The organism is Nocardioides oceani, assembly GCF_030412965.1.
Classification (GTDB): domain Bacteria; phylum Actinomycetota; class Actinomycetes; order Propionibacteriales; family Nocardioidaceae; genus Nocardioides; species Nocardioides oceani.
Genome location: NZ_JAUHJQ010000001.1, coordinates 434,037 through 459,959, shown reverse-complemented (window position 1 = coordinate 459,959; position 25,923 = coordinate 434,037). Strand labels below are relative to the sequence as shown.

24 protein-coding genes are annotated in these 25,923 nt (G+C 74.8%); 15 read left to right on the top strand and 9 right to left on the bottom strand.

What is annotated here, in order from left to right; translation table 11 throughout:
* Window positions 1-583: 583 nt before the first annotated feature.
* The gene (locus QWY28_RS02275; protein WP_300950677.1) at window positions 584-1,708 is read right to left on the bottom strand and encodes a lytic transglycosylase domain-containing protein; all 1,125 of its coding nucleotides are present in this window, start codon (window positions 1,706-1,708) and stop codon (window positions 584-586) included.
* Window positions 1,709-2,045: 337 nt separating this feature from the next.
* Between QWY28_RS02275 and hemL the strand changes: the two genes are divergently transcribed.
* From hemL to ccsB, 6 genes are read left to right on the top strand one after another with little or no spacing between them, the layout of a single operon-like run.
* Window positions 2,046-3,377 carry a glutamate-1-semialdehyde 2,1-aminomutase gene (gene hemL, locus QWY28_RS02270; RefSeq protein ID WP_300950676.1) on the top strand — a complete coding sequence of 444 codons (1,332 nt, stop codon included), beginning with the start codon at window positions 2,046-2,048 and terminating at the stop codon, window positions 3,375-3,377.
* Window positions 3,374-4,060, top strand: a complete 687-nt coding sequence (locus QWY28_RS02265; protein ID WP_300950675.1) for a histidine phosphatase family protein — start codon at window positions 3,374-3,376, stop codon at window positions 4,058-4,060. Before hemL ends, QWY28_RS02265 begins: the two co-directional genes overlap by 4 nt.
* On the top strand, window positions 4,057-4,644 hold the full coding sequence (locus QWY28_RS02260) for a TlpA family protein disulfide reductase (RefSeq protein ID WP_300950674.1): 588 nt from the start codon (window positions 4,057-4,059) through the stop codon (window positions 4,642-4,644). The genes QWY28_RS02265 and QWY28_RS02260 overlap by 4 nt, the downstream gene beginning before the upstream one ends.
* On the top strand, window positions 4,637-5,398 hold the full coding sequence (locus QWY28_RS02255) for a cytochrome c biogenesis CcdA family protein (RefSeq protein WP_300950673.1): 762 nt from the start codon (window positions 4,637-4,639) through the stop codon (window positions 5,396-5,398). The genes QWY28_RS02260 and QWY28_RS02255 overlap by 8 nt, the downstream gene beginning before the upstream one ends.
* Window positions 5,395-7,008, top strand: a complete 1,614-nt coding sequence (gene resB, locus QWY28_RS02250) for a cytochrome c biogenesis protein ResB (protein WP_300950672.1) — start codon at window positions 5,395-5,397, stop codon at window positions 7,006-7,008. The genes QWY28_RS02255 and resB overlap by 4 nt, the downstream gene beginning before the upstream one ends.
* A complete protein-coding gene (ccsB, locus tag QWY28_RS02245) occupies window positions 7,005-8,030 on the top strand; it encodes a c-type cytochrome biogenesis protein CcsB (protein ID WP_300950671.1) in 1,026 nt (341 codons plus the stop codon). The genes resB and ccsB overlap by 4 nt, the downstream gene beginning before the upstream one ends.
* Here the strand turns inward: ccsB and QWY28_RS02240 are convergent.
* Both QWY28_RS02240 and QWY28_RS02235 read right to left on the bottom strand, forming a co-directional pair.
* Window positions 7,995-8,552 (bottom strand): TlpA family protein disulfide reductase, encoded by a 558-nt coding sequence (locus QWY28_RS02240; protein ID WP_300950670.1) that lies wholly within the window; start codon window positions 8,550-8,552, stop codon window positions 7,995-7,997. The genes ccsB and QWY28_RS02240 overlap by 36 nt on opposite strands.
* Entirely contained in the window at window positions 8,549-8,767 is a 219-nt protein-coding gene (locus QWY28_RS02235) for a hypothetical protein (RefSeq protein ID WP_300950668.1), read from the bottom strand. Before QWY28_RS02235 ends, QWY28_RS02240 begins: the two co-directional genes overlap by 4 nt.
* Window positions 8,768-8,812: 45 nt before the next feature.
* Between QWY28_RS02235 and QWY28_RS02230 the strand changes: the two genes are divergently transcribed.
* On the top strand, window positions 8,813-9,073 hold the full coding sequence (locus QWY28_RS02230; protein WP_300950667.1) for a DUF4229 domain-containing protein: 261 nt from the start codon (window positions 8,813-8,815) through the stop codon (window positions 9,071-9,073).
* A 43-nt stretch (window positions 9,074-9,116) separates the two neighbouring features.
* Here QWY28_RS02230 and QWY28_RS02225 read toward each other — a convergent pair whose 3' ends face one another.
* From QWY28_RS02225 to QWY28_RS02215, 3 genes are all read right to left on the bottom strand, one after another.
* Window positions 9,117-9,254 (bottom strand): hypothetical protein, encoded by a 138-nt coding sequence (locus QWY28_RS02225; protein WP_300950666.1) that lies wholly within the window; start codon window positions 9,252-9,254, stop codon window positions 9,117-9,119.
* A gap of 43 nt (window positions 9,255-9,297) precedes the next feature.
* Window positions 9,298-10,176, bottom strand: coding sequence for a 1,4-dihydroxy-2-naphthoate polyprenyltransferase (locus tag QWY28_RS02220; RefSeq protein WP_300950665.1), 879 nt, complete (start codon window positions 10,174-10,176; stop codon window positions 9,298-9,300).
* Window positions 10,177-10,242: 66 nt separating this feature from the next.
* Entirely contained in the window at window positions 10,243-11,532 is a 1,290-nt protein-coding gene (locus QWY28_RS02215; RefSeq protein ID WP_300950664.1) for an MFS transporter, read from the bottom strand.
* Window positions 11,533-11,570: 38 nt separating this feature from the next.
* On the opposite strand from QWY28_RS02215, the gene QWY28_RS02210 reads away from it, so the two are divergent.
* From QWY28_RS02210 to QWY28_RS02180, 7 genes are all read left to right on the top strand, one after another.
* Window positions 11,571-12,578 (top strand): AMP-binding protein, encoded by a 1,008-nt coding sequence (locus tag QWY28_RS02210; RefSeq protein WP_300950663.1) that lies wholly within the window; start codon window positions 11,571-11,573, stop codon window positions 12,576-12,578.
* 38 nt (window positions 12,579-12,616) lie between these two features.
* Entirely contained in the window at window positions 12,617-13,537 is a 921-nt protein-coding gene (locus QWY28_RS02205) for an o-succinylbenzoate synthase (RefSeq protein WP_439117225.1), read from the top strand.
* Entirely contained in the window at window positions 13,534-15,099 is a 1,566-nt protein-coding gene (gene menD / locus QWY28_RS02200) for a 2-succinyl-5-enolpyruvyl-6-hydroxy-3-cyclohexene-1-carboxylic-acid synthase (protein WP_300950661.1), read from the top strand. Before QWY28_RS02205 ends, menD begins: the two co-directional genes overlap by 4 nt.
* 14 nt (window positions 15,100-15,113) lie before the next feature.
* Window positions 15,114-16,982: a Na+/H+ antiporter gene (locus QWY28_RS02195; protein WP_300950660.1), complete on the top strand. Its 1,869-nt coding sequence runs from the start codon at window positions 15,114-15,116 to the stop codon at window positions 16,980-16,982.
* A gap of 81 nt (window positions 16,983-17,063) precedes the next feature.
* Window positions 17,064-18,080 (top strand): extracellular solute-binding protein, encoded by a 1,017-nt coding sequence (locus tag QWY28_RS02190; protein ID WP_300950659.1) that lies wholly within the window; start codon window positions 17,064-17,066, stop codon window positions 18,078-18,080.
* Window positions 18,077-19,744: an ABC transporter permease gene (locus tag QWY28_RS02185; protein WP_300950658.1), complete on the top strand. Its 1,668-nt coding sequence runs from the start codon at window positions 18,077-18,079 to the stop codon at window positions 19,742-19,744. Before QWY28_RS02190 ends, QWY28_RS02185 begins: the two co-directional genes overlap by 4 nt.
* The gene (locus QWY28_RS02180) at window positions 19,741-20,847 is read left to right on the top strand and encodes an ABC transporter ATP-binding protein (RefSeq protein ID WP_300950657.1); all 1,107 of its coding nucleotides are present in this window, start codon (window positions 19,741-19,743) and stop codon (window positions 20,845-20,847) included. The genes QWY28_RS02185 and QWY28_RS02180 overlap by 4 nt, the downstream gene beginning before the upstream one ends.
* On the opposite strand, the gene QWY28_RS02175 is transcribed toward QWY28_RS02180, so the two are convergent.
* The 3 genes from QWY28_RS02175 to QWY28_RS02165 form a co-directional block, all read right to left on the bottom strand.
* The gene (locus tag QWY28_RS02175; RefSeq protein WP_300950656.1) at window positions 20,739-23,396 is read right to left on the bottom strand and encodes an AMP-binding protein; all 2,658 of its coding nucleotides are present in this window, start codon (window positions 23,394-23,396) and stop codon (window positions 20,739-20,741) included. The genes QWY28_RS02180 and QWY28_RS02175 overlap by 109 nt on opposite strands.
* An 87-nt stretch (window positions 23,397-23,483) precedes the next feature.
* The gene (locus QWY28_RS02170) at window positions 23,484-24,689 is read right to left on the bottom strand and encodes a cytochrome P450 (protein WP_300950655.1); all 1,206 of its coding nucleotides are present in this window, start codon (window positions 24,687-24,689) and stop codon (window positions 23,484-23,486) included.
* Window positions 24,686-25,171 carry a GNAT family N-acetyltransferase gene (locus QWY28_RS02165; protein WP_300950654.1) on the bottom strand — a complete coding sequence of 162 codons (486 nt, stop codon included), beginning with the start codon at window positions 25,169-25,171 and terminating at the stop codon, window positions 24,686-24,688. The genes QWY28_RS02170 and QWY28_RS02165 overlap by 4 nt, the downstream gene beginning before the upstream one ends.
* Before the next feature lie 74 nt (window positions 25,172-25,245).
* Here QWY28_RS02165 and QWY28_RS02160 point away from each other — a divergent pair, with 74 nt between their 5' ends.
* Window positions 25,246-25,884 carry an MBL fold metallo-hydrolase gene (locus QWY28_RS02160; protein WP_300950653.1) on the top strand — a complete coding sequence of 213 codons (639 nt, stop codon included), beginning with the start codon at window positions 25,246-25,248 and terminating at the stop codon, window positions 25,882-25,884.
* Window positions 25,885-25,923: the final 39 nt, after the last annotated feature.

The following is a 25,923-nucleotide window of genomic DNA, read 5'->3' as shown; positions in this document are numbered from 1 at the left end:
TGCGGGGTCTCGACGACGCTCGCTGGCGCTCGCTGCTCGACCAGCGGTTGGTCGAGCAGGAGGGCCGCCAGGCCCGACGGTGTCGAGACCCGGTGAGGTGTGCGGGGCCTGGGGCTGTGGGTCGCTTGCGGGGTCTCGACGACGCTCGCTGGCGCTCGCTGCTCGACCAGCGGTTGGTCGAGGAGGAGGGCCGCCAGGCCCGACGGTGTCGAGACCCGGTGAGGTGTGCGGGGCCTGGGGCTGTGGGCCGCTTGCGGGGTCTCGACGACGCTCGCTGGCGCTCGCTGCTCGACCAGCGGTTGGTCGGGCCGCTGGGTAGCACCGCTGGTCGAGCAGGAGGGCCGCCAGGCCCGACGGTGTCGAGACCCGGTGAGGTGTGCAGGGCCTGGGGATGTGGGTCGCTCGCGGGGTCTCGACGACGCTCGCTGGCGCTCGCTGCTCGACCAGCGGGTGGTCGGAGGGGCTGGCGCCGCGGGGGCTCGACGATGCTCGCTGATGGGTCGACCCGCGTGCGCCGGCGGAGGATGGACGAGGGCCCCGCACGGCGTACGTGCGGGGCCCTCGAGCGTGGGGACGTGTGCGGCTACGGCGTCGTGTACTCCTTGACGCACTGGTCGAAGGGGTCGTCCTTCTTCAGGATGTTGTCGATGTAGCCGTCGAGCGTGCACTGCACGACCGCCTGGGCGAAGCTCAGGATGCCGTCGACGGGGTCGATGCCGGTGGAGGGCAGCGGGGGGAGCGAGGGAGTCGGGAGACCCGGGACCCCCAGCCCACCCTTGGGGCCGTCGCCCTTGTCGTCGCCGTCGCCACCGCCCTGCTCGCCGCCGGTGTCCGGCGTCGGCTGCGGGGCCGCCGAGGGCGACGGTGCCGCCGACGGGCCGGGCTCGGGGGTGATCACGGTGTCGGGGCCGGAGCGGGGACCGTCGCCGGGACCCTGGCCCGGGCCGGGGCCGATCGGCGCGGGGGACGGGGCGATGACGCCCGCGGCCACGGTGCCGTTCGGGATGGACATGAAGTCGCCCTCGAGGTAGGCGTCCATGATGCCGAGCACGAGCGAGACGTAGCTGTTGGAGTGGTTGTAGCGGTACACCGCCGAGCGCTGTCCGGAGGTGGTCGAGAGGTCGTCGCCACCCGAGCACAGGTAGACCGCGGTCGCGAGGGCCGCGTCGTCGATGTCCTGGGGGTTGCGCTGCGAGTCGCCGTCGGCGTCGACGCCCACGACCGACCAGGTCGAGGGGATGAACTGCATCGGGCCGACCGCGCGGTCCCAGACGCCGTCGTCGTCGAACTGGCCGGCGTCGGTGTCGCGGATCGCCTGGGTGTTGTTCTTGCCGTTCAGCGCGATGCCCAGGATGCCGGGACGCGCCACGCCCTCGTCGTCCAGGGTGTTGCCGCCGTACCGGCCGTGGTCGGACTCGACGCGCCCGATGGCCGCGACGAGCTGCCAGGACAGGTTGCACGCCTTGTCGGCGGAGTTGATGACCGTCTCGGCCCGCTGGTACGCCGCGAGCGCGGCCGACGGGATCGCGTTGGTCGACGCGGTGCGCACGACCTCGCTGGTGTCGCCCTCGACGCCGGGGGCGACCGAGCCGGTCGAGCCGGAGGACACGCTGGCCGGTGCCTGGATCGCCTCCGTCGGCACCGAGGTGCCGTCCGGCAGGGACTCCGACACCGGGGTCTCCGCGGACACCGTGACGGGGGCTCCCACGCCCGCCAGGCTCGCGGTCCACGCGGTCGAGAGGACGGCGAGGGGCACGAGGGCCGTTGCTCGCTGCCAGCGACCGAAACGCTTGACGGACATAAGGGGTTCACTCCCGGTAGTAGCCGACCCGACCGCTCTCCCTCGACAGCCGGATGTGACGTCCACAACGAAGACTGTCACAGCGGGGTTACGCATGTGTCCGCTTCGTGGGACGTCGAGCCGCCTCCCGCACGGCCCGTGGGCAGGTTGCCCAACACCGCGTCGCGTGAAACCCGTCACCCCGGTCCGCCGGGCGTGGCGCACCCGAGGTGACGCGTTTCGGGTCCTCGGCGACAATGACGGGGTGCCTCTCGACACCGCCGTCTCCGCCGAGCTGTTCGAGCGCGCCCGCGCGGTGACGCCCGGTGGGGTGAACTCCCCGGTCCGGGCTTTCAACGCGGTCGGGGGCACCCCGCGCTTCATCCGCTCGGCGGCCGGCGCGTGGCTCACCGACCACGACGGCAACGAGTACGTCGACCTGATCTGCTCGTGGGGCCCGATGCTGCTGGGCCACGCCCACCCCGAGGTGCTGGCGGCCGTCCAGGCCGCGGTCGCCCGCGGCACGTCGTACGGCACGCCCACCGAGCCCGAGGTGGAGCTGGCCGAGGAGATCGTCGCGCGCACCCCGGTCGAGCGGGTCCGGTTCGTCTCCTCGGGCACCGAGGCGACCATGTCGGCGATCCGGCTGGCCCGCGGCTTCACCGGCCGCGACGTCGTCGTGAAGTTCGCCGGCTGCTACCACGGCCACGTCGACCCGCTGCTGGCCTCGGCCGGGTCCGGGCTGGCGACGTTCGCGGTCCCGGGGACGCCCGGCGTGCCCGCGTCCTCGACCGAGCTGACGCTCGTGCTGCCCTACAACGACCGCGCGGCGGTCGAGAAGGTCTTCGCCGAGCACGGCGACCGGATCGCGTGCCTGGTCACCGAGGCGGCGCCGGGCAACATGGGCGTCGTCCCGCCCGAGCCGGGTTTCAACGCCTTCCTCGCCGAGACCTGCACCCGCCACGGCGCGCTGTTCGTCAGCGACGAGGTGATGACCGGCTTCCGTGCGTCGCGCCAGGGCCAGTGGGGTCTCGACGGCGCCGTCGAGGGCTGGCGCCCCGACCTGGTGACCTTCGGCAAGGTGATGGGCGGCGGCTTCCCGGCCGCGGCGTTCGGCGGCCGCGCCGACGTGATGGGCCACCTCGCGCCCGAGGGCCCCGTCTACCAGGCCGGCACGCTCTCGGGGAACCCGATCGCGACGACCGCCGGGCTGACCACGCTGCGGCTGGCCACCGACGAGGTCTACGACCACGTCGGCCGCGCCGCCGACGTCATCAAGGCCGCCGCCGCCGAGGCGCTGGGCGCCGCCGGGGTGCCGCACACGGTGCAGTCGACCGGCACGATGTTCTCGGTGTTCCTCACCGAGGGCCCGGTCCGCGACTTCGAGGACGCCTCGCGCACCTCCGCCGCGGGGTACGCCGCGTTCTTCCACGCCATGCTCGAGCGCCACGTCTACCTCCCGCCGTCGGCGTACGAGGCGTGGTTCCTGTCCTCGGCGCACGACGACCGCGCCGTCGCCACGGTCCTCGACGCCCTGCCGCACGCCGCGCGGGCCGCCGCCGCGGCGATGGACCCGACCGGAGGAGCGACCCGATGACCGGCACGCCCGACACCGTCGTCCACCTGCTGCGCCACGGGGAGGTCCACAACCCCGACGGCGTGCTCTACGGCCGCCGCGACGGCTTTCACCTCTCCGAGCTCGGCCGGCAGATGGCCGAGAAGGTGGGCGCCGCCCTGCAGGACCGCGACATCGTCCACCTGCGCGTCTCGCCGCTGGAGCGGGTGCGGGAGACCGCGCAGCCGCTCGCGACGGCCCGTGGCTTGGAGCCCGTGGTCGACGAGCGGGTGATCGAGTCGACCAACGTCTTCGAGGGCGAGCGGTTCGCCGGCGGCGCCAACGCGCTCAAGGACCCGCGCAACTGGCGCTACCTGTGGAACCCGGTGCGCCCGTCCTGGGGCGAGCCCTACAAGCAGGTCGTCGCGCGGATGATGTCGGCCGTGCACGACGCCCGGATCGCGGCCGCCGGCCACGAGGCCGTCGTCGTCTCCCACCAGCTGCCGATCTGGATCACCCGGCTGCACGTCGAGCGCCGCTCGTTCCTCCACGACCCGCGCAAGCGGCAGTGCACGCTGTGCTCGGTCACCTCGCTGCACTTCGTCGGCGACCGGGTCACGCAGGTCTCCTACAGCGAGCCCGCGGGCGACCTGATCCCGGTGCAGGACAAGTCCGCGCCGTTCTCCGCCGGTGGCGCGCCCGAGGAGAAGCGGCCGCCCTCGTGACCCGCTCGCCGGCCGCCCGCCGCACCCTCCGCCGTACCGCCGCCGCGCTCGCCGCGACGGTGGGCCTCGCGACCCTCGCCTCGTGCACCTCCATCGAGGGCAGCGGCGAGAAGGGGTACGTCACCGGCGACGGCGCCGTGCGGGTGCTGGACACCGCCGACCGGAACGAGCCCGTCGAGCTGACCGGCGTCGACCTGGCCGGCGACGAGGTCGACGTGGCGGACCTCCGCGGCAAGCCCGTCGTCATCCCGGTGTGGGCCGAGTGGTGCGTGCCGTGCCGCGCCGAGGCGCCCGACGTCGTGGCCGCGGCCGAGGAGCTGGGACCGGCGGCGGCGTTCGTCGGCATCAACTTCCGCGACGACGAGACCCGCGCCCGGGCCTTCGAGCGGGAGTACGACGTGCCGTACCCCTCGATCGTCGACGACGGCACCGCGCTGCTCGCCTTCCCGGGCACCCTGAGCCCGCGGACCGTGCCGGCCTTCGTCGTGCTCGACGAGGAGGGCCGGGTCGGCGCCAGCATCATCGGCGAGCTGCCCTCGACGCAGACCCTGGTCGACCTCGTCGACGAGGTCTCGCGTGACTGACTGGTTCCAGGAGCAGGCCTTCTCCGGCTCGCTCGTCCTCGCGGTGCCCGTCGCCCTGGTGGCGGGGCTCGTCTCGTTCTTCTCGCCGTGCGTGATCCCGCTGCTGCCCGGCTACCTCTCCTACGCCACCGGGCTCTCCGGCGCCGACCTCGCGAGCGGCGAGGCTCAGGCCCGCCGCGGGCGGATGCTGCTCGGCTCGGTGCTGTTCGTGCTCGGCTTCGCCGCGGTCTTCGTGTCCATCGGCGCGCTCTCCGGCCAGGTCGGGGAGTGGCTGGTCACCTGGCGCCGTGAGCTGACCGTCGTGCTCGGCGCGCTGACGATCGTCCTGGGCCTGGTCTTCGCTGGCGCGATCCCGTTCCTGCAGCGCGACTGGCGCCTCCACAAGGTCCCGTCGGTCGGCCTGGCCGCCGCGCCCCTGCTGGGCTTCCTCTTCGGCCTGGGCTGGACGCCGTGCATCGGCCCGACGCTGGCCGCGATCAGCATGCTGTCGATCAACGAGGCCACCGCCGGCCGCGGGGCGCTGCTGTCGGGGATCTACGCGCTCGGCCTCGGCATCCCCTTCATCGTCGCGGGCCTGGCCTACCGCCGCGCGCTCGGCGCCTTCGGGTGGGTACGCCGCCACCAGACCGCGGTGGTCCGGGCGGGCGGCGCCATGCTCGTCGTCGTGGGCCTGCTGCTCGTCACCGGCGTGTGGGACCAGGCCGTCACCTGGGTCCAGTCCGAGGTCGTCTCGAGCACGGAGACCGCCCTGTGAGCGACCCCCGCGAGACCCAGTACGACCGCCTGCCCGAGGGGCGCCGCGCCGGGGAGCTGAGCTTCCGGGAGCTGCTGCGCTTCGGGTGGCGCCAGATCACCTCGATGCGCACCGCGCTCGTCCTGCTCCTGCTGCTCGCCCTCGCCGCGGTGCCCGGCTCGATCGTCCCGCAGGAGGGCGTGGACGCGCTGGCGACCTCGCGCTGGCGCGAGGACCACCCGAAGCTGGCGCCGGTCTACGACTGGCTCGGCCTCTTCGACGTCTACGGCTCGGTGTGGTTCTCCGCGATCTACCTGCTGCTGATGATCTCCCTGGTCGGCTGCATCGTGCCGCGCACGCTCGTCTACTGGCGGGCGATGCGGGCCCAGCCGCCCCGCGCCCCGCGCAACCTGGCCCGGCTCCCCGACGCCACGTCGTACCGCACCGACGAGAGCGCCGAGCAGGTGCTCGCCCGCGCCCGCGAGGTGCTCGGACGCCGGCACCGCGTGCGCGCGGCCGAGGACGGCGACGGCGCCGACCGGGGCGCCGTCAGCGCCGAGCGCGGCTACCTGCGCGAGGCCGGCAACCTGGTCTTCCACCTCTCGGTGGTCGTGGTGCTGGTCGGCTTCGCCGCCGGGTCGCTGTTCGGCTACAAGGGCGGCGTGATCGTCGTCGAGGGCGAGCCGTTCGGCAACACCCCGCAGTACTACGACGACTTCGTCCCCGGCCGGCTCTTCAGCCCCGACCAGCTCGACCCGTTCAGCTTCACCGTCGACGACTTCGACCTCACCTGGCTGACCGAGGGCCGGGCGGCGGGGCAGGCCCGCGGCTTCAGCGCGGACGTCCGCTACCGCGTGGAGCCGGGCGCCGAGGAGGAGGAGTACGACCTGCGGGTCAACCACCCGCTGACCATCGGGAACACCGACCTGTTCCTCATCGGCCACGGCTACGCCCCGGTCATCACGATCCGCGACGGCAACGGGGACCTCGTCTACGACGGGCCCACGGTGTTCCTGCCCGAGGACCAGACGCTGCGCTCCTTCGGCGTCGTCAAGGCCGCCTCCGCCGAGCCGCAGGAGATCGGGCTGCAGGGCCTGCTGTTCCCCACCTTCGCGATGACCGAGCAAGGCGACCCGGTCAACCTGTTCGGCCAGGCGGTCAACCCGCTGCTGTCGCTGTCGGTCTACGCCGGCGACCTCGGGATGGACGACGGCGGCGCGCAGTCGGTCTACGAGCTGGACCTGCGTGGGCTCGACCAGGTCGAGGGCGAGGACGGGAAGCCGCTGCGGCTGGACCTCCGGCCCGGGGACACCGTCGAGCTGCCCGACGGCCTCGGCACGGTCGCCTTCGAGGGCCTCGAGGAGTGGCAGCGGATCCAGATCAGCCAGACCCCGGGCAAGTTCGTCGCGCTCGCAGGCGTCGTCCTGGCGCTCGTCGGCCTGCTCGGGTCGCTGTTCATCCGGCCCCGTCGGGTCTGGGTTCGTGCCCGTGAGGACGCGGACGGCACACTGGTCGAGGTCGCCGCGCTCGACCGCTCCGGCGGCGGCGACGTCGCGCCGGTGCTGGCCGACCTGGTGGCACAGCTGCGGGGCGAGGGGCCCCCCGAGACGAAGAGGGATGAGACGTCGTGACCGATGCTGCATGGGAGACGCTGAGCAACCAGGCGGTGGCCGTCTGCGGCGTCGTGTACTTCCTGGCGCTGATCAGCCACTTGGTCGAGTGGACGGCGCTGCGCAAGCTGCCGGTCGAGGCCACGGCGTCGGCCTCGGCGCCGGTCGCGGTGGGCGCGGGCGGGCCGTCGGTCGTGCAGGACACGAGCGGCCGCGAGCCGGACGTCGAGCGGCGCACGGCGCTCTTCGGCCGGCTGGGCCTGCTGCTGACCGTCATCGCCACGGTGGTGCACCTGGTCTCGCTCGTGGGGCGCGGCATGGCCGCGGACCCCAACCGGGTGCCCTGGGGCAACATGTACGAGTTCACGCTGGCCGGCACCTTCGTCGTCAGCGCCGGCTACCTGCTGGTGCGCCGCCGCTTCGGGCTGGCGTGGATGGCGCCGATCGTCGTCGGCTTCGTCGTCGTGCTGCTCATGGTCGACGTGGTCTGGCTCTACGACCCGGTCGCCCCGCTGTCGGAGGCGCTCTACTCGCCGTGGCTGGTCATCCACGTCGTCTCGGCCGTGATCGCCACGGGCGCCTTCACCCTCGGCGGCATCTGCTCGGTGCTCTACCTGGTCAAGGAGCGCCGCCCGGGGCGGACCACCGGCTACCTCGCCCGCGTGCCGGAGCCGGCCGCGCTGGACCGGGTCTCCTACCGGATGCATGCCTTCGGCTTCCCCGTGTGGACCTTCGCGGTCCTCATCACCGGCCCCATCTGGGCCCACCAGGCCTGGTCGTCCTACTGGAGCTGGGACCCCAAGGAGGTCTGGGCGTTCATCACCTGGGTCGTGTACGCCGCGTACCTCCACGCCCGCGCGACCGCCGGCTGGAAGGGCCGCAACGCCGCGATGCTGGCGCTGCTCGGTCTGGCGACCCTGTGGTTCAACTTCATCGGGATCAACTTCTTCTCCACCACCAGCCAGCACTCCTACGCGGCGCCGGCGGTCGTGGTGGAGGCGCCGGCCTCAGCCGGCGAGCTCGCGCAGCCGCTCCGGGGATAGGTCCTTCGCGGAGGTGAACTCGCCGGGGTGGGAGGCCACGACCTCGCCGTCGACGATGAGCACCGTGGCGGGCAGGCCGCTGAGGCTGACCGCGGGCGCGTAGCTGCTCATCAGCTCCATGTCGGGGTCGCGCCAGCTCGGGTAGTCCGCGCCGGCCTCGTCGAGGAACTCGGCGGCGGTGCCCTCGAACTCGTCGAGGGAGACCCCGACGACCTCGACGTCGTCGCGCTCGGCGACGTCGGCCAGCAGCGGCATCTCGACCCGGCACGGCACGCACCAGCTCGCCCAGAAGTTCAGCAGCACCGGCTTGCCGGTGTCGATCGTGGCGTCGGCGCCGCCCCGGGAGGCCACGGGGTCGCCCGTGGGCAGCTCGACCGCCTTGGGCTCGTCGAGCTCGACCCAGCCCAGGCTGATCGGTGCCTCGTCGTCGGGTGGGGCCTCACCGCCGGTGCAGGCGGTCGCGGTGACCAGGACGGTGGTGGCGAGCAGCGCGGGGACGACGCGCCGTCGGGACGTGCTCACAGCTCGGGGTCCTCCGGGTGCTCCGGGTGGCGGCGCCTGCGGTCGAGGTCGCGCAGGAAGTCGGGGTCGTCGTCGGGCCCCAGCGGGCGGGGCTCCGGCGGGCGGGAGCCGCCGCGACCGCGGGGCGCGGACCGGCGACCGCGGCGCTCGAGGAGCCGCACGACGACGTACGTCGCGAGCGCGAAGAGCGCGACGACCAGGAGCAGCTTCAGCACCCCTCCAATGTAGGTCGGAGGCCCACAGCGCCTACCCTGGAGGTCGTGAAGGAGTTCGTGGTCTACACCGCCCTGCGCATCGCGCTGTTCCTCGGGTCGCTCGCGCTCGTGTTCGGCGTCTGGTGGGCGGTCGCCGGCGAGGTGCCGGTCCTGTGGGCCGTCGTGATCGCGTTCGTGCTCAGCGGCCTCGGCTCGCTGTGGCTCCTCAACGGTCCCCGCGAGGCGTTCGCGCTGCGGGTGCAGGAGCGCGCGGCGCGCGCCTCCCAGGCGTTCGAGGAGATGAAGTCCAAGGAGGACGTCGACTAGCTCGACGTCCGCGGTCCCGCGCGGCGGGCTCGTCGAGCGCGGCTCAGCGGCGCTTGCGGGCCTCCAGCTGGCGCCGGACGCGTGCCTCGTCCTGGCCCAGCACCTTGGCGAGGAGCTGCACCCGCATCTTCCACGCCACCACGGCGACGACGACGAGTGCGACGAAGATCAGGAAGCCCATGGCGCCAGCCTACGCAGCGGCCGCCGGAGGGCCTCGGGTGCGCTCAGGCGCCGGCGACCACCAGCGGCACGGCGACGAGCACGGCCCAGGCCAGCTCGGCGGTGCCGGTGCGCTGCAGCACGGGGATGAGCGCGGGGCCGGTGGCGCCGCCCAGGACGATGCGGGTGCCGATCGCGGCGGGCACGAGGAAGCCCAGGCCGAGCAGCGCCCACCACGTCGTCGAGGCGGCGACGCCGACGACGGCGAGCGCGGCGACCGCCACGAGCGCGGCGTACAGCAGGCGGGTCCCGCGGTCGCCCATCCGCACCGCGAGCGTGCGCTTGCCCGCGACGGTGTCGGTGGGGATGTCGCGCAGGTTGTTGGCGACGAGGATCGCGCAGGCCAGCGCGCCGATGCCGACGGCGGCGACGAGCGCGGCGGTCTCCCACGTCCCGGTCTGGACGTACGTCGTGCCCACGACGGCCACGAGGCCGAAGAACACGAAGACCATGACCTCGCCCAGGCCGAGGTAGCCGTAGGGCCGTGACGTGCCGGTGTAGCCCCAGGCGGCCAGCACGCAGACGAGCCCGACGGCCACCAGCCACCAGGCCGTCGTCGCGGCGAGGACGGTCCCGGCCACGCCGGCGACGCCGAAGGCGAGGAACGCCGCGCGTTTGACCGCGGACGGGGTGGCGGCGCCCGACCCGACGAGCCGCATCGGCCCGACCCGGACGTCGTCGGTGCCGCGGACGCCGTCGGAGTAGTCGTTCGCGTAGTTCACCGCGACCTGGAGGGCCAGGCTCACCACGAGGGCGAGCAGCGCCTTCCACCACACCGCCGCGTCGACGTACGCCGCCACGCCGGTGCCGGCGAGGACCGGCGAGACCGCGGCCGGGAGGGTGCGGGGCCGCGCGCCGGCGAGCCACTCGGATGCAGATGCCACGAGCGACGATTCAACCCGACGCGAGCGGACCACGCGCCCGCGGGTCAGCGCCGGGTCAGCGCCGGGTCAGCGGGCGGGGTCGAGCCGGTGTCGCTCGAGGAAGCGCTGGGCGACGCGGACCGAGGGGTGGATGGCGACGGTGGCGGCGGCGACGATGCCGGCGATCACCAGCCAGCCGACGGCGCCGTGCTCCATCGCCAGGTAGGTGTAGGCGGCCGGGGCCCAGACGTAGCCGAGCGTGCCGCCGAGGTTCTGCGCGCCCTGGTACTCCCCGCGCCTGCCGGGGTCGGACAGCTCGGACTCGAAGGACCAGCCGGCCGCGGACAGGAACAGCTCGGCGCCGGTGACGGTGACGTGGCCGAGCCAGACCAGCGCGATCGTCACCCAGCCGACCGTGTCGTGGGTGACGAGGGTGATCACGCAGGAGACGACGAAGAACACGCTGCTGATCCGCGAGGCCCGCAGCGCGGTCGGCACCCCGAGGACGGTCCGGGCGACCACCATCGGCAGGAAGATGCACATGACGGTGTTGGTGCCGAAGAGCAGCGCGATCAGCACGTGCGGGGCGTCGGTCTCCTGCACCAGCCAGAGCGGGATCACGATGTGCAGCAGGACCTGGTTGGTGTTCAGCACGCCGCCGAGGAACGAGGTGAGCAGGAAGCCGCGGTTGCGCAGCGCCCCGGGCACCGCCCGCTCGCCCTCGACGTCCTCGACCGCGCCGGCGACGGCCGCCTCGAGCGCCGTCGGGCGCTCCTCGTGCCGCACCCGCGGCAGCCGGGTGATCCAGAACGCGTTGAGCAGCATCAGCGCGGCGGTGAACCACGGCAGCGCCGTGATGACCGCGTCGCCGGGCAGGGCCAGCGCGATGCCGCCGAGGAGGGCACCGGCGGTGAAGCCGAGGTTGAGCGCGGCGTACATGTAGGCCTGGGACGCGACCCGCTCGACCCGCGGCACGAGGTCGAGGACGTAGGCCCCGCGGGCGGCCCCGCCCGCGCTGTTGACCACCTCGAGGACCACGCTCATCACCAGGAACGCCGCGAACCCGTCGATGAGCGGCCACGCGGCGTACGCCAGACCGGTGCCGAGCGCGCCGAGCGCCCACATCCGCTGCGGGCCGATCCGGTCCGCGAGCCTCCCCGCCGGCACGGCGACGAGGAAGGACGCGATGCCGGCGACGGTGATGCCGACGCCGACCTGGGCGGCGGACAGCCCCACGACCTGGGTGAAGAACACCGCGCTGGCGGTGATGAACGTGCCGTCGCCGATCGCGAAGAGGATCGACTGCACCGAGAGCCGCGCCGCCAGGGGCGTGGGAGGCCGGAGGCTGTCGACGACGGATCCGAGGGGGCGGGGCACGACCGAGGATCCCATCACGGAGGTCTAGCGTTCGTCGTGTGGTTTCTGCCGGTGTGACCCTCGACGCGTGGCTCGCGGCCCCGGCCGAGCCGGACCCCTGGGTGGTCGAGACGTCCGGGTCCACCGGTCGCCCCAAGCGGGTGCTGCTGCCGCGCTCCGCGGTCCTGGCGTCGGTGCACGCCTCGGCCCGCCGGCTCGGCGCGTCCGGGCAGTGGCTGCTCGCGCTGCCGGAGGCGTACGTCGCCGGGCTGCAGGTCGTCGCGCGGTCGCTGGTCGCCGGGCACGCGCCGGTGCGGCTGGAGGAGCACGCGTCGTTCGTGGCGGCGGCCGCGGCGATGACCGCCGAGCACCGGTTCACCTCGCTGGTGCCGACCCAGCTGCGGCGGATGCTCGAGGTGCCCGAGGAGGCCGCGGTGCTCGCGACGTTCCACACCGTGCTGGTCGGTGGGGGACCGGTCGACCCGGCGCTGCGCCGGCGGGCCGAGGAGCGCGGGGTCCGTGCCGTCGCGACGTACGGCGCGGCGGAGACGGCGGGCGGCTGCGTGTACGACGGCGTGCCGCTCGACGGGGTCGGGCTGGCGCTCGACCGCGACGGCCGGATCCGGCTGGCCGGGCCGACGCTGTTCGCCGGCTACGCGGGCGACGCGGCGCTGACCGCCGAGGTGCTCGTCGACGGGTGGTACCTCACCTCCGACGCCGGCCGGCTCGACGAGGACGGCCGGCTGCAGGTGCTCGGACGGCTCGACGACGTCGTGGTGACCGGCGGCGTGAACGTGCCGGCGCCGGCCGTGGCCGCCCGGCTGCGCGAGCACCCGGCGGTGCGGGCCGCGGAGGTGCTCGGCGTGCCCGACGCGGAGTGGGGCAACCGGCTGGTCGCGTTCGTGGTGGGCGAGGTGCCGCTCGCCGGGCTGCGCGACTGGGTCGGCCTCGAGCACCCCCGGTCGTGGGCGCCGCGCCAGCTCGTCGCGCTCGACGACGTGCCGCTGCTGGCCAACGGCAAGCCGGACCGGATCGCGCTGCGCCGGCTCGCGGAGGAGGCTCGGTGAGCGGCCCGGTGAGCGGGCTTCGGGTCTACAGCCTCCCCATGCGGACCCGCTTCCGCGGCATCACGGTCCGCGAGGGCGTGCTGCTCGAGGGGCCGGCGGGCTGGGGGGAGTGGTCGCCGTTCCTGGAGTACGACGCCGCGGTCGCCGAGCCGTGGCTGCGCTGCGCCGAGGAGGCCGCCGCGGGGGACTGGCCCGCGCCGGTGCGCACCAGCGTGCCGGTCAACGTCACCGTGCCGGCCGTCGACGCCGAGCGGGCGCACGCGATCGTCCGCGCCGGCGGCTGCGCCACCGCCAAGGTCAAGGTCGCCGAGCCCGGGCAGTCCCTCGCCGAGGACCAGGCCCGGGTCGAGGCGGTGAGGGACGCGCTCGGCGCGGCCGGGAAGGTCCGCATCGACGTCAACGGCCTGTGGAGCGTCGAGCAGGCGCTCGAGCGGCTGCCGGTGCTCGACCGCGCCGCCGGCGGCCTGGAGTACGTCGAGCAGCCGTGCGCCACCGTCGAGGAGCTCGCCGCGGTGCGCCGGGCCGTCGACGTCCCCGTGGCCGCGGACGAGTCGATCCGCCGGGCGGCCGACCCCTACCGCGTCCGCGACCTCGAGGCGGCAGACGTGGCCGTGCTCAAGGTGCAGCCGCTCGGCGGCGTGCGGGCCTGCCTGCGGATCGCCGAGGACATCGGGTTGCCGGTCGTCGTCTCCTCCGCGCTGGAGAGCTCGGTCGGGCTGGCCGCCGGCGTCGCGCTCGCGGCCGCGCTGCCCGAGCTGCCCCACGCCTGCGGCCTGGCCACGGCCCAGCTGCTCGCGGCCGACACCAGCGCCGAGCCGCTGCTGCCGGTCGCCGGCGAGCTGCCGGTGCGCGTGCCCCCGCTCGACCCCGGCCACCCGGTCGCGGACCCCGACCGCGTCGCGCACTGGGAGGCACGGCTGGCCGAGGTGCGGGCGCTGCGCGAGGATCGGCTCCCGTGAGCTCCACCGACCTGGCCCGCTCCGTGGTCACCGCCCTCGTCGAGGCCGGCGTCACCGAGGTCGTGCTCTCGCCCGGCTCGCGCAACGCGCCGCTGTCGTTCGCGGTCCACGCCGCCGCCGAGGCCGGGCTGCTGCGGCTGCACACGCGCATCGACGAGCGGACCGCCGCCTTCCTCGCCCTGGGGCTGACCAAGGTCGGCGCGCGGGCCGCGGTGCTGTGCACCTCCGGCACGGCGGTCGCCAACCTGCACCCGGCCGTGCTCGAGGCCGCGCACACCGGCCTGCCGCTGGTCGTCCTCACCGCCGACCGCCCCGCACGGCTGCGGGGGACCGGGGCGAACCAGACCACCGACCAGGTCGGCGTCTTCGGCCGGCTCGTGGCCACCCGCGACCTGCCCACCGACGCGCTCGACCTCGCCACCGCCGGGCCCACCCACCTCAACGTGCAGCTCGACGAGCCGCTCGTCCCGGCCGACCGCTGGGTGCCCCCGGCGATCGCCCCGCGGCCCGAGCCGGCGCAGCCGGTCACCGCCGAGGAGGTGCTCCCGCTCGGACCGCGGACCGTGGTGGTCGCCGGCGACGACGCCGGACCGCCCGCCCGCGTGCTCGCCGAGCGCGCCGGGTGGCCGCTGCTCGCCGAGCCCACCTCCGGCTCGCGCACCGGCGAGAACGCGCTGCGCTGCTACCGGCTGCTGCTCGACACCGACCTCGGCCGCAGCGTCGAGCGGGTCGTGGTCGTCGGCCACCCCACGCTGTCCCGCCCGGTCACCCGGCTGCTGTCCCGCGAGGACGTCGAGGTCGTGGCCGTGCCCGCCCGCGGCGCGTGGTCCGAGCGGCCGTTCCCGGTCGACCGGCACGTGCTCCGGCCGGTGGTCGAGGGCGCGGAGGACGGCACCTGGCTCGACGCGTGGCGGGAGGCGGACCGCTCGGTCGCCCGGCAGCTGGACCGGCTGCTGGCCACCGAGCCCGGGCTCACGCCGCACGAGGTGGCGGCGGCCGTGAGCCGCGGCGTACCTCCCGGTGGACTGCTGTACGTCGGAGCCTCGAGCCCGATCCGCGACCTGGACCTGGTGGTCGCTCGCTACGAGGTCGGCGACCGGCGCAAGGTGGTCGCCAACCGCGGGCTCGCGGGCATCGACGGCACGATCTCCTCGGCGATCGGTGCGGCGCTGGGCCGCCCCCACGGCACCCGCAACCTCGCGCTGATGGGCGACGTGACGTTCCTCCACGACAGCACCGGCCTGGTCCTCGGGCCGCGCGAGGAGCGGCCGGACCTGACGCTCGTCGTGGTCAACGACGACGGCGGCGCGATCTTCTCGATGCTCGAGCAGGGCGCGCCGGAGCACGCCGAGCCGTTCGACACCCTCTTCGGGACCCCGCACGGCGTCGACCTCGCGAGCATCTGCGCGGCCACCCGCACGCCGCACTGGCGGGTCGACACCCGTGCCGAGCTCGAGCACGCGCTCGCCAGCCCGAACGGGGGGATCGAGGTCGTCGAGGCGGTCGTCGACCGGCGGACGCGTCGCGACCTGGACGAGCGGATCCGGGCGCTTCGTCCCTAGCGGACAATGGTGCGGTGGACATCGCCCTGCTGCTGTGCGGCATCGCCGTGGCCGTGCTCGTCGCGACGGCGGTGGCCGAGCGGATCGACGTCCCGGCCCCGTTCCTGCTGATCGCGGTCGGCGTCGCGGCGTCGTACGTCCCGCAGGTGCCGCAGGTCTACCTCGACCACGACGTGGTGCTGCTGGGCCTGCTCCCACCGTTGCTGTACGCCGCGGCGCAGCAGACGTCGCTGGTCGACTTCAACGCCAACCGGCGCCCGATCCTGCTGCTGTCGGTCGGCCTCGTGGTCTTCACCGCCGCCGGTGTGGCCGTCGTGGCGCGGATGGTGCTGCCGGACCTGCCGTGGGCGGTCGCGCTCGCGCTCGGCGCGGTGGTGGCGCCGCCGGACGCGGTCGCGGCCACCGCGATCGGCCGGCGGATCGGGCTGCCGCGGCGGGTCGTGACGATCCTCGAGGGCGAGTCGCTGCTCAACGACGCCACCGCGCTGGTCGCGCTGCGCACCGCGCTGGCGGTCGCGGCGGGCACCGGCCTGGACGCGTGGGGCGTGACGCTCGACTTCGTCGTGGCGGCCGGCGGCGGCGTGCTCGTCGGCGTGCTGTTCTTCGTCGTGGTCGCCAAGGTGCGCCGGCTGCTGACCGACCCCGTCATCGACAGCGCGCTGTCGCTGGTCGTGCCGTTCGCGGCGTACGTCGCCGCCGAGGAGCTGCACGCCTCGGGCGTCCTGGCCGTCGTCGTCGCCGGGCTCCTGCTCGGCCACAAGGCGCCGGTCCTGCAGAGCGCGCAGTCGCGGATCAGCGAGCGGCTCAACTGGCGCACGATCGCGTTCGTCCTGGAGAACACCGTCTTCCTGCTCATCGGGCTGCAGGCGTGGTGGATCGTCGAGGGGGCCGCCGAGAGCGACCTCGGGCTCGGCCGGATCGTGGCGTTCTGCCTGGCGGTCCTGGCCGCCGTGGTCGTGCTGCGGATGGTGTGGGTCTTCCCGTCGCGCTACCTGCTGGTGCGGCCCGGACCCGAGCTGGAGACCGGCAAGCCGCCGCCGTGGACGCACACGTTCATCCTCGGCTGGGCCGGCATGCGCGGCGTCGTGACGCTGGCCGCCGCGTTCGTGGTGCCCGAGGACACGCCGTACCGCGAGGTGCTGCTGCTCGCCGCCTTCACCGTCGTCGCCGGCACGCTGTTCCTGCAGGGGCTGACGCTGCCGTGGGTCGCCCGCCGGCTGCAGGTGCCCGCCCCCGACCCCGCGGAGGACGCGCTGGCGCGCGCCACGCTGCTCCAGCAGGCGTCGAAGGCGGCCTTCGAGGAGCTCGACCGGCTGGAGTACGACGACCCGCACGACGTCGTCGGCCTGATCCGGCAGCGGGTCGACCAGCGCAACTTCGCCGCCTGGGAGCGGCTCGGCACCGCGGCGGACCAGGAGAGCCCGAGCGACCTGTACGGCCGGGTCCGGATGGCGATGATCGACGCCGAGCGGCGCCGCGTGCTGGAGATCCGCGGCTCGGGCTCGACCCCCGCCGACGTCGTCGCCGACGTGCTGGCCATGCTCGACGTCGAGGAGTCGATGCTCACCGTCGCGAGCGAGGAGCGCGCCGAGCTCCGGGTCGTGCAGCGCGAGTCCCGCCGCACCGGCGCCGGGTGCGACGACCTCGAGCGGCACCCGGCGACCGACACCGTCGACGACCCCGCCTGCGAGGGGTGCCTGCGCGACGGCACGCAGTGGGTCGCCCTGCGGCAGTGCCTGACCTGTGGGCACGTCGGCTGCTGCGACTCCTCGCCGCGCCAGCACGCCACCGCCCACTTCCACGACACCGCGCACCCCGTCATGCAGTCCGCCGAGCCCGGCGAGGACTGGCGCTGGTGCTACGTGCACCACACCACCGCCTGAGGTCCGGCGCGCGATCCTGTCAGGCGAGGCTAGCCTTACCCCTGCTTCCCGCCCGACCACCCCGCCAGCACGAGGACACCCATGCGCCGTCCGCTCGCCCTGCTCGCCGCCCTGCCGCTGCTCGCCACCTCGGCCTGCGGCTTCCTCGGCGGCTCCGAGGAGGAGGCCGACCTCCAGGTCTACTCCGCCCGCCACTACGACCTCGAGGCCGCGTTCGACGCCTTCACCGAGGAGACGGGCCTGACGGTCGAGTTCCTGAACGGCGACGACGACGAGCTGCTCGAGCGGCTCAAGGCCGAGGGGCAGAACACCCCGGCCGACGTCTTCATCACCGTCGACGCGGGCATGCTGTGGAACGCCGCGGAGCAGGGCCAGCTCGCCGCGATGGACTCGCCGGTCCTCGCGGAGGCCGTCCCGGCGGACCTGCGCGACCCCGACGGTCGCTGGGCCGGGCTGGCGATGCGGGCCCGCACCGTCGTCTACGACCCCGAGGCGGTCGACCCGGCCGAGCTCGACGCCGAGGACACCTACGCCGCGCTCGGGGACCCGAAGTGGCGCGGTCGGATCTGCATGCGCGACGAGACGGCGTCGTACACCCAGTCGCTCGTCGCGAGCCTGATCGACCTCCACGGCCGCGAGCGGGCGCAGGAGATCGTCGAGAGCTGGGTCGCCAACGACGTGCAGGTCATGAGCAACGACGTCGAGCTGCTGGAGACGATCGACGCGGGCGGGTGCGACGTCGGCATCAGCAACCACTACTACCTCGCCCGGATGCTCGAGGAGGACCCCGACTTCGGCGTCGCCCTGTACTGGGCCAGCCAGGAGGGCGAGGGCGTCCACGTCAACATCTCCGGAGCCGGTGTCGTCGAGGGATCCGACGCCCCCGCCGACGCGCAGCGGCTCGTCGAGTGGCTCGCCACGGACGGGCAGAGCCAGTTCGTCGACGACAACCACGAGTTCCCGGTCAACCCCGACGTCGAGCCCGAGGAGCTGATCGCCGGGTTCGGCGAGTTCGAGCGGATGCCGGTCGACGCGGCGGCGTACGGCTCGCTCAACGCGGAGGCGGTCGAGGTGCTCGACGAGGCCGGCTACCGGTGACCGTGCTCCTGGCCCGCCGCACCGGCGGGGCAGGGCGTCCCGGGTGGTCGCTGCTGGTGCTGCTCGTCGCAGCGGTCGTCGCGAGCCCGGTCCTCGGGGTCTCCGGGTACGCCGTCGCGCAGGGCGGGCTCCGGGTCCCCGGCGGCACGGGTGCGATGGTGGCGACGACGGCGGTCCTGCTCGGCCTGGTCGCGGCCGGCACCGCCGTGCTCGGCACCGGGCTGGCGTGGCTGGTCACCGCCTACGACTTCCCGCTGCGCCGGACGCTGGGCTGGCTGCTGGTGCTGCCGCTCGCGATGCCGGCCTACATCCTCGGCTTCGTCTACCTCTCGACCTTCGACTACGCCGGACCGGTGCAGACCTGGCTGCGGTCGGTGCTCGGCGACGACCTGGGCGTCGGGTCGGACGGCATCCCCGTCCGGTCGGTCGGCGGCGCGGCCGTCGTGCTGGTGCTGACGCTCTACCCCTACGTCTACCTGATGACGCGCGCCGCGCTCGCCGAGACCGCCCCGGCGGCGTACGACGCGGCGCGCAGCCTGGGCGCCGGCCCCGGCCGGGCCTTCCGGACCGTCCTGCTGCCGCTCGTGCGGCCGTCCCTGGCCGCCGGCCTGGCGCTGGTGATGATGGAGACGCTGACCGACTTCGCCACGGTCCAGTACTTCGGCGTGCGCACCCTCTCCGTCGGGGTCTACCTCGCCTGGAAGGGCTCCTTCGACGTCGGCTCGGCCATCGCCGTCGCGGTCCTCGTCCTGCTCGCGGCCGTCGCGGTGCTCGCCGCGGAGCGGGTGCTGCGCGGGCGGGCCCGGTTCTCCCAGCGCGGCGGCCGGGGGCGCGGCCTCGCCCAGCGGCGGCTCACCGGCCCCCGCGCGGCCACGGCGACCGGGTGCGCGCTCCTCGTGGTCGCCCTCGCCTTCGGCCTCCCGCTCGCCCGCCTGGGCGCCTGGGCGGCCGCCGCCCTCGCGGACGACCCCGGCGCGGCGGTCGACGAGCGGTTCGCCGACCACCTCGGCTCGAGCGTGACCGTGGCGGCCATCGTGGCCGGGACGTGCGTCCTGGTCTCCCTGCTGATGGCCCACGCCCTCCGGCTCGGCGGCGGGCGCGTGGTGCGGGGCGCCGCCCAGCTCACGACGTTCGGGTACGCCGTGCCGGGCGCGGTGGTGGGCATCGGTGTCCTGGTCGTCTTCCAGGTCGCCGACCGCGCCCTGGTCGCGCTCGGCGTGGAGGGCGGGACGGGGCTGCTCGTGACCGGCTCGGTCCTCGGCGTCCTGATGGCGTACGTCGTCCGGTTCACCGGCCCGGCGTACCAGGCCGTCGACGCGAGCTTCTCGCGCGTCCCGCCGACGGTGACCCAGTCCGCGCTGGCCCTCGGCGCCGGTCCGCTCCGCCTGCTGGCCCGCGTGCACCTCCCGCTGGTGCGCCCGGGCGTGGCCGTCGCGCTCACCCTCGTGGTCGTGGACGCCGTCAAGGAGCTGCCGCTGGTGCTGCTGCTGCGGCCCTTCGGGTTCACGACGCTCTCGGTGTGGGTCTACGAGCTGGCGTCGGAGAACTTCTGGGAGCAGGCGGCGCTGCCCGCCCTGCTGATCGTCGCCCTGGCGCTCGTCCCCGTGGCGCTGCTCAACCGGTCCTCGCGACCGGTCGACCCCCGGGCGGGAGTGCGCCCGTGACCGGGCCAGGCTCCGGGCCGGGCTCCGGGCCGGCGCTGGGCCTCGCCGGTGTCGACAAGCACTACGGGCGCGTGCACGCCGTCCGGTCGCTGGACCTCTCGCTCGCCGCCGGGGAGGTGCTGACCGTCATCGGGCCCTCGGGTTGCGGCAAGTCGACGCTGCTGCGGCTGGTGGCCGGGCTCGAGCGGCCCGACGCGGGCCGGGTGACGGTGGGCGGCGTCGTGGTGGCCGAGGGCCGCCGCTTCGTGCCGCCGGAGGCCCGGCACGTGGGGCTGGTCTTCCAGGACCACGCGCTGTTCCCCCACCTCGACGTCGGCCGCAACGTGGCCTTCGGCCTCGCCCACCTGCCGCGCGGTCAACGCGCGGCCCGCGTCGCCGAGGCGCTCGCGCTGGTCGGGCTCGGGCACCTGGCCGGACGGCACCCGCACGAGCTGTCCGGCGGCGAGCAGCAGCGGGTCGCGCTGGCGCGCGCGCTCGCCCCCCGCCCGGCGGTCGTCCTGCTGGACGAGCCGTTCTCCAGCCTCGACGAGAACCTCCGCGCCCAGGTCCGCGGCGACACGCTGGCCGCGCTGCGGGAGACCGGCAGCGCCGCGCTGGTGGTCACCCACGACCAGGCGGAGGCGATGTCCCTGGGCGACCGGCTGGCGGTGATGCGTGGGGGCGTCGTCGAGCAGGTCGGCTCCCCGGCCGAGGTCTACGAGCGTCCGGTGAGCCGGTTCGTCGCGACCTTCATGGGTGAGGCCGACTTCCTGCCGGCCCACGTCCACGACGCGCTGCTCACCTCCGAGATCGGGCCGGTCTCGACGGTGCCCGGCTGGGGCGGGGTGGACCTGGACGTGGAGGTGATGCTGCGGCCGCACGAGGTGGCGCTGCGCCACGACCCCGCGTCGACCAGTCGGGTCGAGCGGACGGAGTACCACGGCGGGTTCGTGCTCCACCACGTCCGCCTCGCGTCCGGGCGCGTGCTGCGCTCGTGGCAGCAGCACGGCGTGCGTCACCCTGCCGGTACGCCGGTCGCCGTGAGCGTCGTCCCCGGTGCCCGGCCCGTGCTGCTCTCCGGCGACACGGCGATGACCGAGCCGCCCTCCGGCGCGGCGCGCTGAATAGCCGGCCTGCCCGAACGCAGGCCACGCACCGCCCGACCACCGACGGCGGTCGCCGCCGTCCAGGCGCGCTGGGCGGTCACGCCGACGGCCAGCGACGCCAGCAGGGCGAGCAGCGGCCAGCGGTCCTCCAGGTGCGGGTACACCTGCCAGTGGGTCAGGTAGATCCACAGGGACGCGCCGGCCAGGGTGCCGCACGCCCTGGCCACCACGGCCGGGAGACGGACCACCGGCGCCCACACCAGGGCCAGCAGGCCGGCCGCGACGACCGCCTCCCGCGCGGGGTCGCCGAAGAAGCCGGGCACCGTCGCGACCAGCAGCAGCGAGACGACCGCCCGGTGCTGCCACGTGGTCGCTCGCGCCGCCGCCCAGCCGAGGGCCACGAGCCACGCCAGCACGTGCGCCCGGTGGATCTCGTCGCCGCCGCGCAGGGACACCAGGTCGTAGCGGGTGGCCAGCGCGGCGACGGCGACGGCGACGGGCAGCCAGAACGGCCAGCGGCGCTCGACCCGGTGGATCCCCGGCACGACCACGAGGGCGGCCGCGCCGAGCAGCAGCGCGACGACCGCCTCGACGAACCACAGGTGCCACGCCGGCTCCGACCACGAGGCCGGCCCGGCCACCCCGTTGAGCAGCAGCGCGGTCCGCCAGGGGTAGGCCCCGGCCAGGAGCGTCACCGCGCCGGCCCAGAGCACGGTGGGCACCGCGATCCGGGTCGCGCTGCGCACGAGCCGGCGGGCGCGCTCCGGCGCCGACGTCCCGGTGAGGTGGAACCGCGCGAGGTTGAAGCCGACCAGCCCCAGCAGCAGGTGCGCACCGCCGGCCAGGTCGACGAGGTTGCCGTGCGTGGCGACGATCGCCGTGATCGCCAGCGCCCGGAGCAGCACGCCCGTCTCGACCGACCGGCCACGCCGTCGCGGTCGCTGCGCCGCGTCGCCGCGGCGGCGCAACGCCTCGAGCTCGCCGACCGACAGCACGTGCCAGCCGGTCGGGAGCGTCCCCAGCAGCTCCTCCAGGCGCACGGTGGTCTCGACGTAGGAGAGCGAGTCGGCCCCGAGCGAGGTGAACGTGTCCTCGTCGTCGACCCGCTCGACGCCCAGCACCAGCGCGAAGGTGCCCCGGACGTCCTGCGGCTCCGGCGCGCCGGAGCCCGCGGCCAGCTCGAGGACGGCGCGGGCGTCGGGCTTGCCGCTGGGCAGCCGCGGGATCTCGCGGACGGCGACGACGCGGACCCCCGACGGCGGCAGCGAGGTGATCGCCCCGACCCGCGCTGCGACCCGTGCTGCGACCCGTGCCTCGAGCCGGCGGCCCGGGCCGGGACGCGCGGGACCCTCCACCTGCACCGCGACCACGAGCCGCTGGTCGTCGGAGGCGCAGGCGGCCACCAGGCCGTCGTCGGCGAGCACGTGGTCCACCCGGTCGAGGTCGACGCGCAGGCCGTAGACCTTCGCGAACCGGGCGACCCGGCCGACGACCTCGACCAGCCCGGCCTCGTCGAGCCGGGCGAGGTCGCCGGTGCGGAGCTCGGTCACCTCCCGCGGCCGCGCGAGGTCGGCCGGCCCGGCGGCGTACCCGAGCATGACGTTGGGGCCGGCGTAGACCAGCTCGCCGACGCCCGTCACCGGGTCCGGCGCGTCGATGCGCAGCTCGCCGCCCGGCACCGCGACCCCGACCGAGCCCGGGTGCTCCAGGACGAGGTCCGGGGGCAGGTAGGCCATCCGGGCGGTCGCCTCGGTCTGCCCGTACATCACGAACAGGTCGAAGCCGTGGCGCTGGCCCAGCTCGGCGTACCGGCGGACGAGGTCGGGCGCCATCCGCCCGCCGGCCTGGGTGAGGTAGCGCAGGCTCGGCGGGACCCCGGCGCCGAAGCCGACCCGGTCGAGCAGCTCGAAGGTGTGCGGCACCCCCGACAGCGAGGTGACCCCCTGCGCGCGCACGAGGTCCCAGAAGCAGGCGTCGACCACGGAGAGCGAGGTCAGCACGACGCTGGCTCCCCGGAGCAGGTGGCTGTGCAGCACCGACAGGCCGTAGCAGTAGTGCAGCGGGAGCGTCGTCACCGCGACGTCGCTGTCCCGGACCGCGAGGTACTCCGCGATCGACTCGGCGTTCGCCTGCACGCCCTCGACGCCGAGCCGCACCAGCCGCGGGGAGCCGGTCGTCCCGGAGGTGGACAGGAGAAGGGCGAGGTCGGGGTGCAGGTCGTGCGCGGTCCCCGCGCGGCGCTCGTCGACCCGTCCACCGCGCACGACGACGTCCGGGTCGTACGTCGCCACGAGCTCCGCGACCGACGCGTCCCGGTCGGCGGTCAGCAGGACGACGTGGCCGGCCGCCAGCGCGCCGAGGTGCGCCACCACCGAGCCGCGGTCGTTGCCCGCGGCCACCAGGACCAGGCGGCGCGTCCCGCCGAGGAGGCGCCCGACCTCCTCGACCTCCGCCGCCAGCGCGGCGTAGGTCAGGACCCGCTCGCCCTCGACGAGTGCCGGGCGGTCGCCGAAGCGGGCGAGGCCGGTCGCCAGGGCGACTCGTCGGTCGGGGGGCAGGCTGAGCACCCGCTGAGAATAGGCGAGGCTAACCTTGGTGTCGCGCGGAGTCCGCAGCTCGCGCAGGCTCCGCAGCGGCCCCGGCCAGCACCCGGGTCAGTGCCCGGGCGTGAACCGCACCGGGAACGACAGTGCGCCGGTGTTGCCGGAGACCGGCAGCCAGCGGCCCGGCCCGTCGGGGACGGCGTCGGGCATCCGGCGGGCGAGCAGGGGCAGGGCGACGGCCATGTCCGTGCGGGCGACGTAGTGCCCGAGGCAGTGGTGGATGCCGGCGCCGAAGCCGTGGTGCGGCGGCCGCTCCGCGGTGATGTCGAAGGCCGGCCCGGGCACCGCCCGGGGGTCGGTGCCGGCGCTGTGCGAGAGGACCTGGACGATCCCGCCGGCGGGGATCCGCAGGCCGTGCAGGTCGACGTCCTCGACGGCCTCGCGGGTGACCCAGGTGACCGTGGGGTTGACCCGCATGACCTCCTCGACGGCGTTGCGGCCGAGCTCGGGACGCTCGGCGAGCAGGCGCCACTGGTCCGGGTGCTCGAGCAGCGTGCGGACCGCGAGCCCGATCTGGTTGCGGGTGGTCTCCATGCCGGCGAAGGCGAGGAAGACCAGCGCGACGTCCAGCTCGCGGCGGCTGAGGCGCTCCGCGCCCTCCTGGCTCGCCCGCACCAGCGCGGTCACCAGGTCCTCGCGCGGCGCGGCCGTGCGGTCGGCGACCACCTCGTCGAGGTAGCCGGTCAGCCCCTCGATCGCCGCCTCGATGCGCGGCACCTGGTTGCCCACGTCGATGGAGAACGACGCGCCGAGGTCGTCGGCCCAGTGGGCGACCTGCGACCAGTGCGCCTCGTCGAGGCCGAGCAGCCGGCAGATGATCCGGGCGGCGTACGGCTCGGCGAACTCACCGATCAGCTCGACGCTGCCGCGAGGGGCGAAGGCGTCGACCAGCTCCTCGGCGAGCTCGGTGAAGCCCGGCACCATCGCCTCGATCGAGCGCTTGCGGAACGCCGGCAGCATCAGCCGGCGGATCCGCGCGTGGTCCTCGCCCTCCAGGCTCAGCAGCGTCTCGCGCCACCAGCCGTGGAAGAGGCCGGCGTGGATGCCGTTCTGCTCCGGCCAGCGGGCGTTGCCCTGGCGGAACCGCCGGTCGCGCAGCAGCGCCGACGCCTCGTCGTACCGCAGCACGGCCCAGCCCCACGTCGTCTCGACGTACCACTGCTCCTCCCGGGCCGCGTGCACCTCCGGCGAGGTGACGTCGAACGTCGGGTCGCCCAGGTCGAAGCGGCGCGCGCCGGCCGGGGGAGCGGTGGTCACGGGCGGACCATCCGGATGTGCAGGCCCTCCTCGGCGTGCTGGAAGGCGCCGTCGGGGTGGTAGCCGTGGTTCTCGTAGAACCGGATCGCGCGCTTGTTCGGCTCCAGGACCCACAGGTACGACGGGGCGTCGTCGATCGTGGCCACGAACAGCAGGTGCCCGAGCCCGGTGCCCCACCAGTGCGCCCGCACGTAGAGCGCGAGCAGCGGCAGACCGAGCTCGTCGGGCTCGCCCGCACCGGCGAAGCCGACCAGGCCCTCGGGCGCCTCGGCGACCAGCGTCCGGTCATGCAGGGCGACCATCTCCCGCCACACCTCGATGCGCTCGGCGAGGTGCTCCTCGCGGCCCGCGCGGACGGCGTCGGGCACCAGGTGGGCGTAGGACTCGTCCCAGGAGTCGACGTGCAGCCGGCCGAGCGCGTCGGCGTCGTCGAGCGCCGCGGGCCGGATGGTCACGCCGTCGAAGCAGTCGCGGGAGCTCACCTGCTCATCGTAGGGAGGGCGGGACCGGCGACCACGATCGCCGTCCCCCGCGCCCGCGCCCTACGGTGGGTGGCATGCGGATCACCAAGCTCGGTCACGCCTGCGTCCGGATCGAGCACGACGGCACGACCGTGGTGCTCGACCCCGGCGTCTTCACCGACCCCGGGGCGGTCGACGGCGTGGACGCCGTCCTGGTCACCCACGAGCACCCCGACCACTACCTCGCCGAGACCCTGCGGCGCGCCGACGCCCCGGTCCACACCATCGAGGGCGTCGCCGCGCACGTGCGCGAGGACGCGCCGGACGTCGCCGAGCGGCTGCAGGTCGTCGCGCCGGGGCAGGACTTCACCGTCGGCCCGATCGCGGTCCGGGCGGTCGGCGAGCTGCACGCCGTCATCCACCCCGAGCTGCCGCGGATCACGAACTCCGGCTACCTGCTCGACGTCGGCGGCACGCGGGTCTTCCATCCGGGGGACGCCCTCACCGGGCCCGGCGAGGACGTCGACGTCCTGCTCGTCCCGGTCTCCGCGCCGTGGCTGCGCGCCGCCGAGGCGATCGACTTCGCCCGCGAGGTCGGTGCTCCCCGCAACCTCGCCATCCACGACCGGGTCTACTCCGAGGCCGGTCTCGGCATCGTCGACGGGCACCTGCAGCGATTCCTCGAGCCGAACGGCCAGACCTACACCCGGCTGGCCGACGGCCAGGAGCTCTGAGCCCCGGCCCGCTCGTCGGGTCGTCGGTTCGCCGGTTCG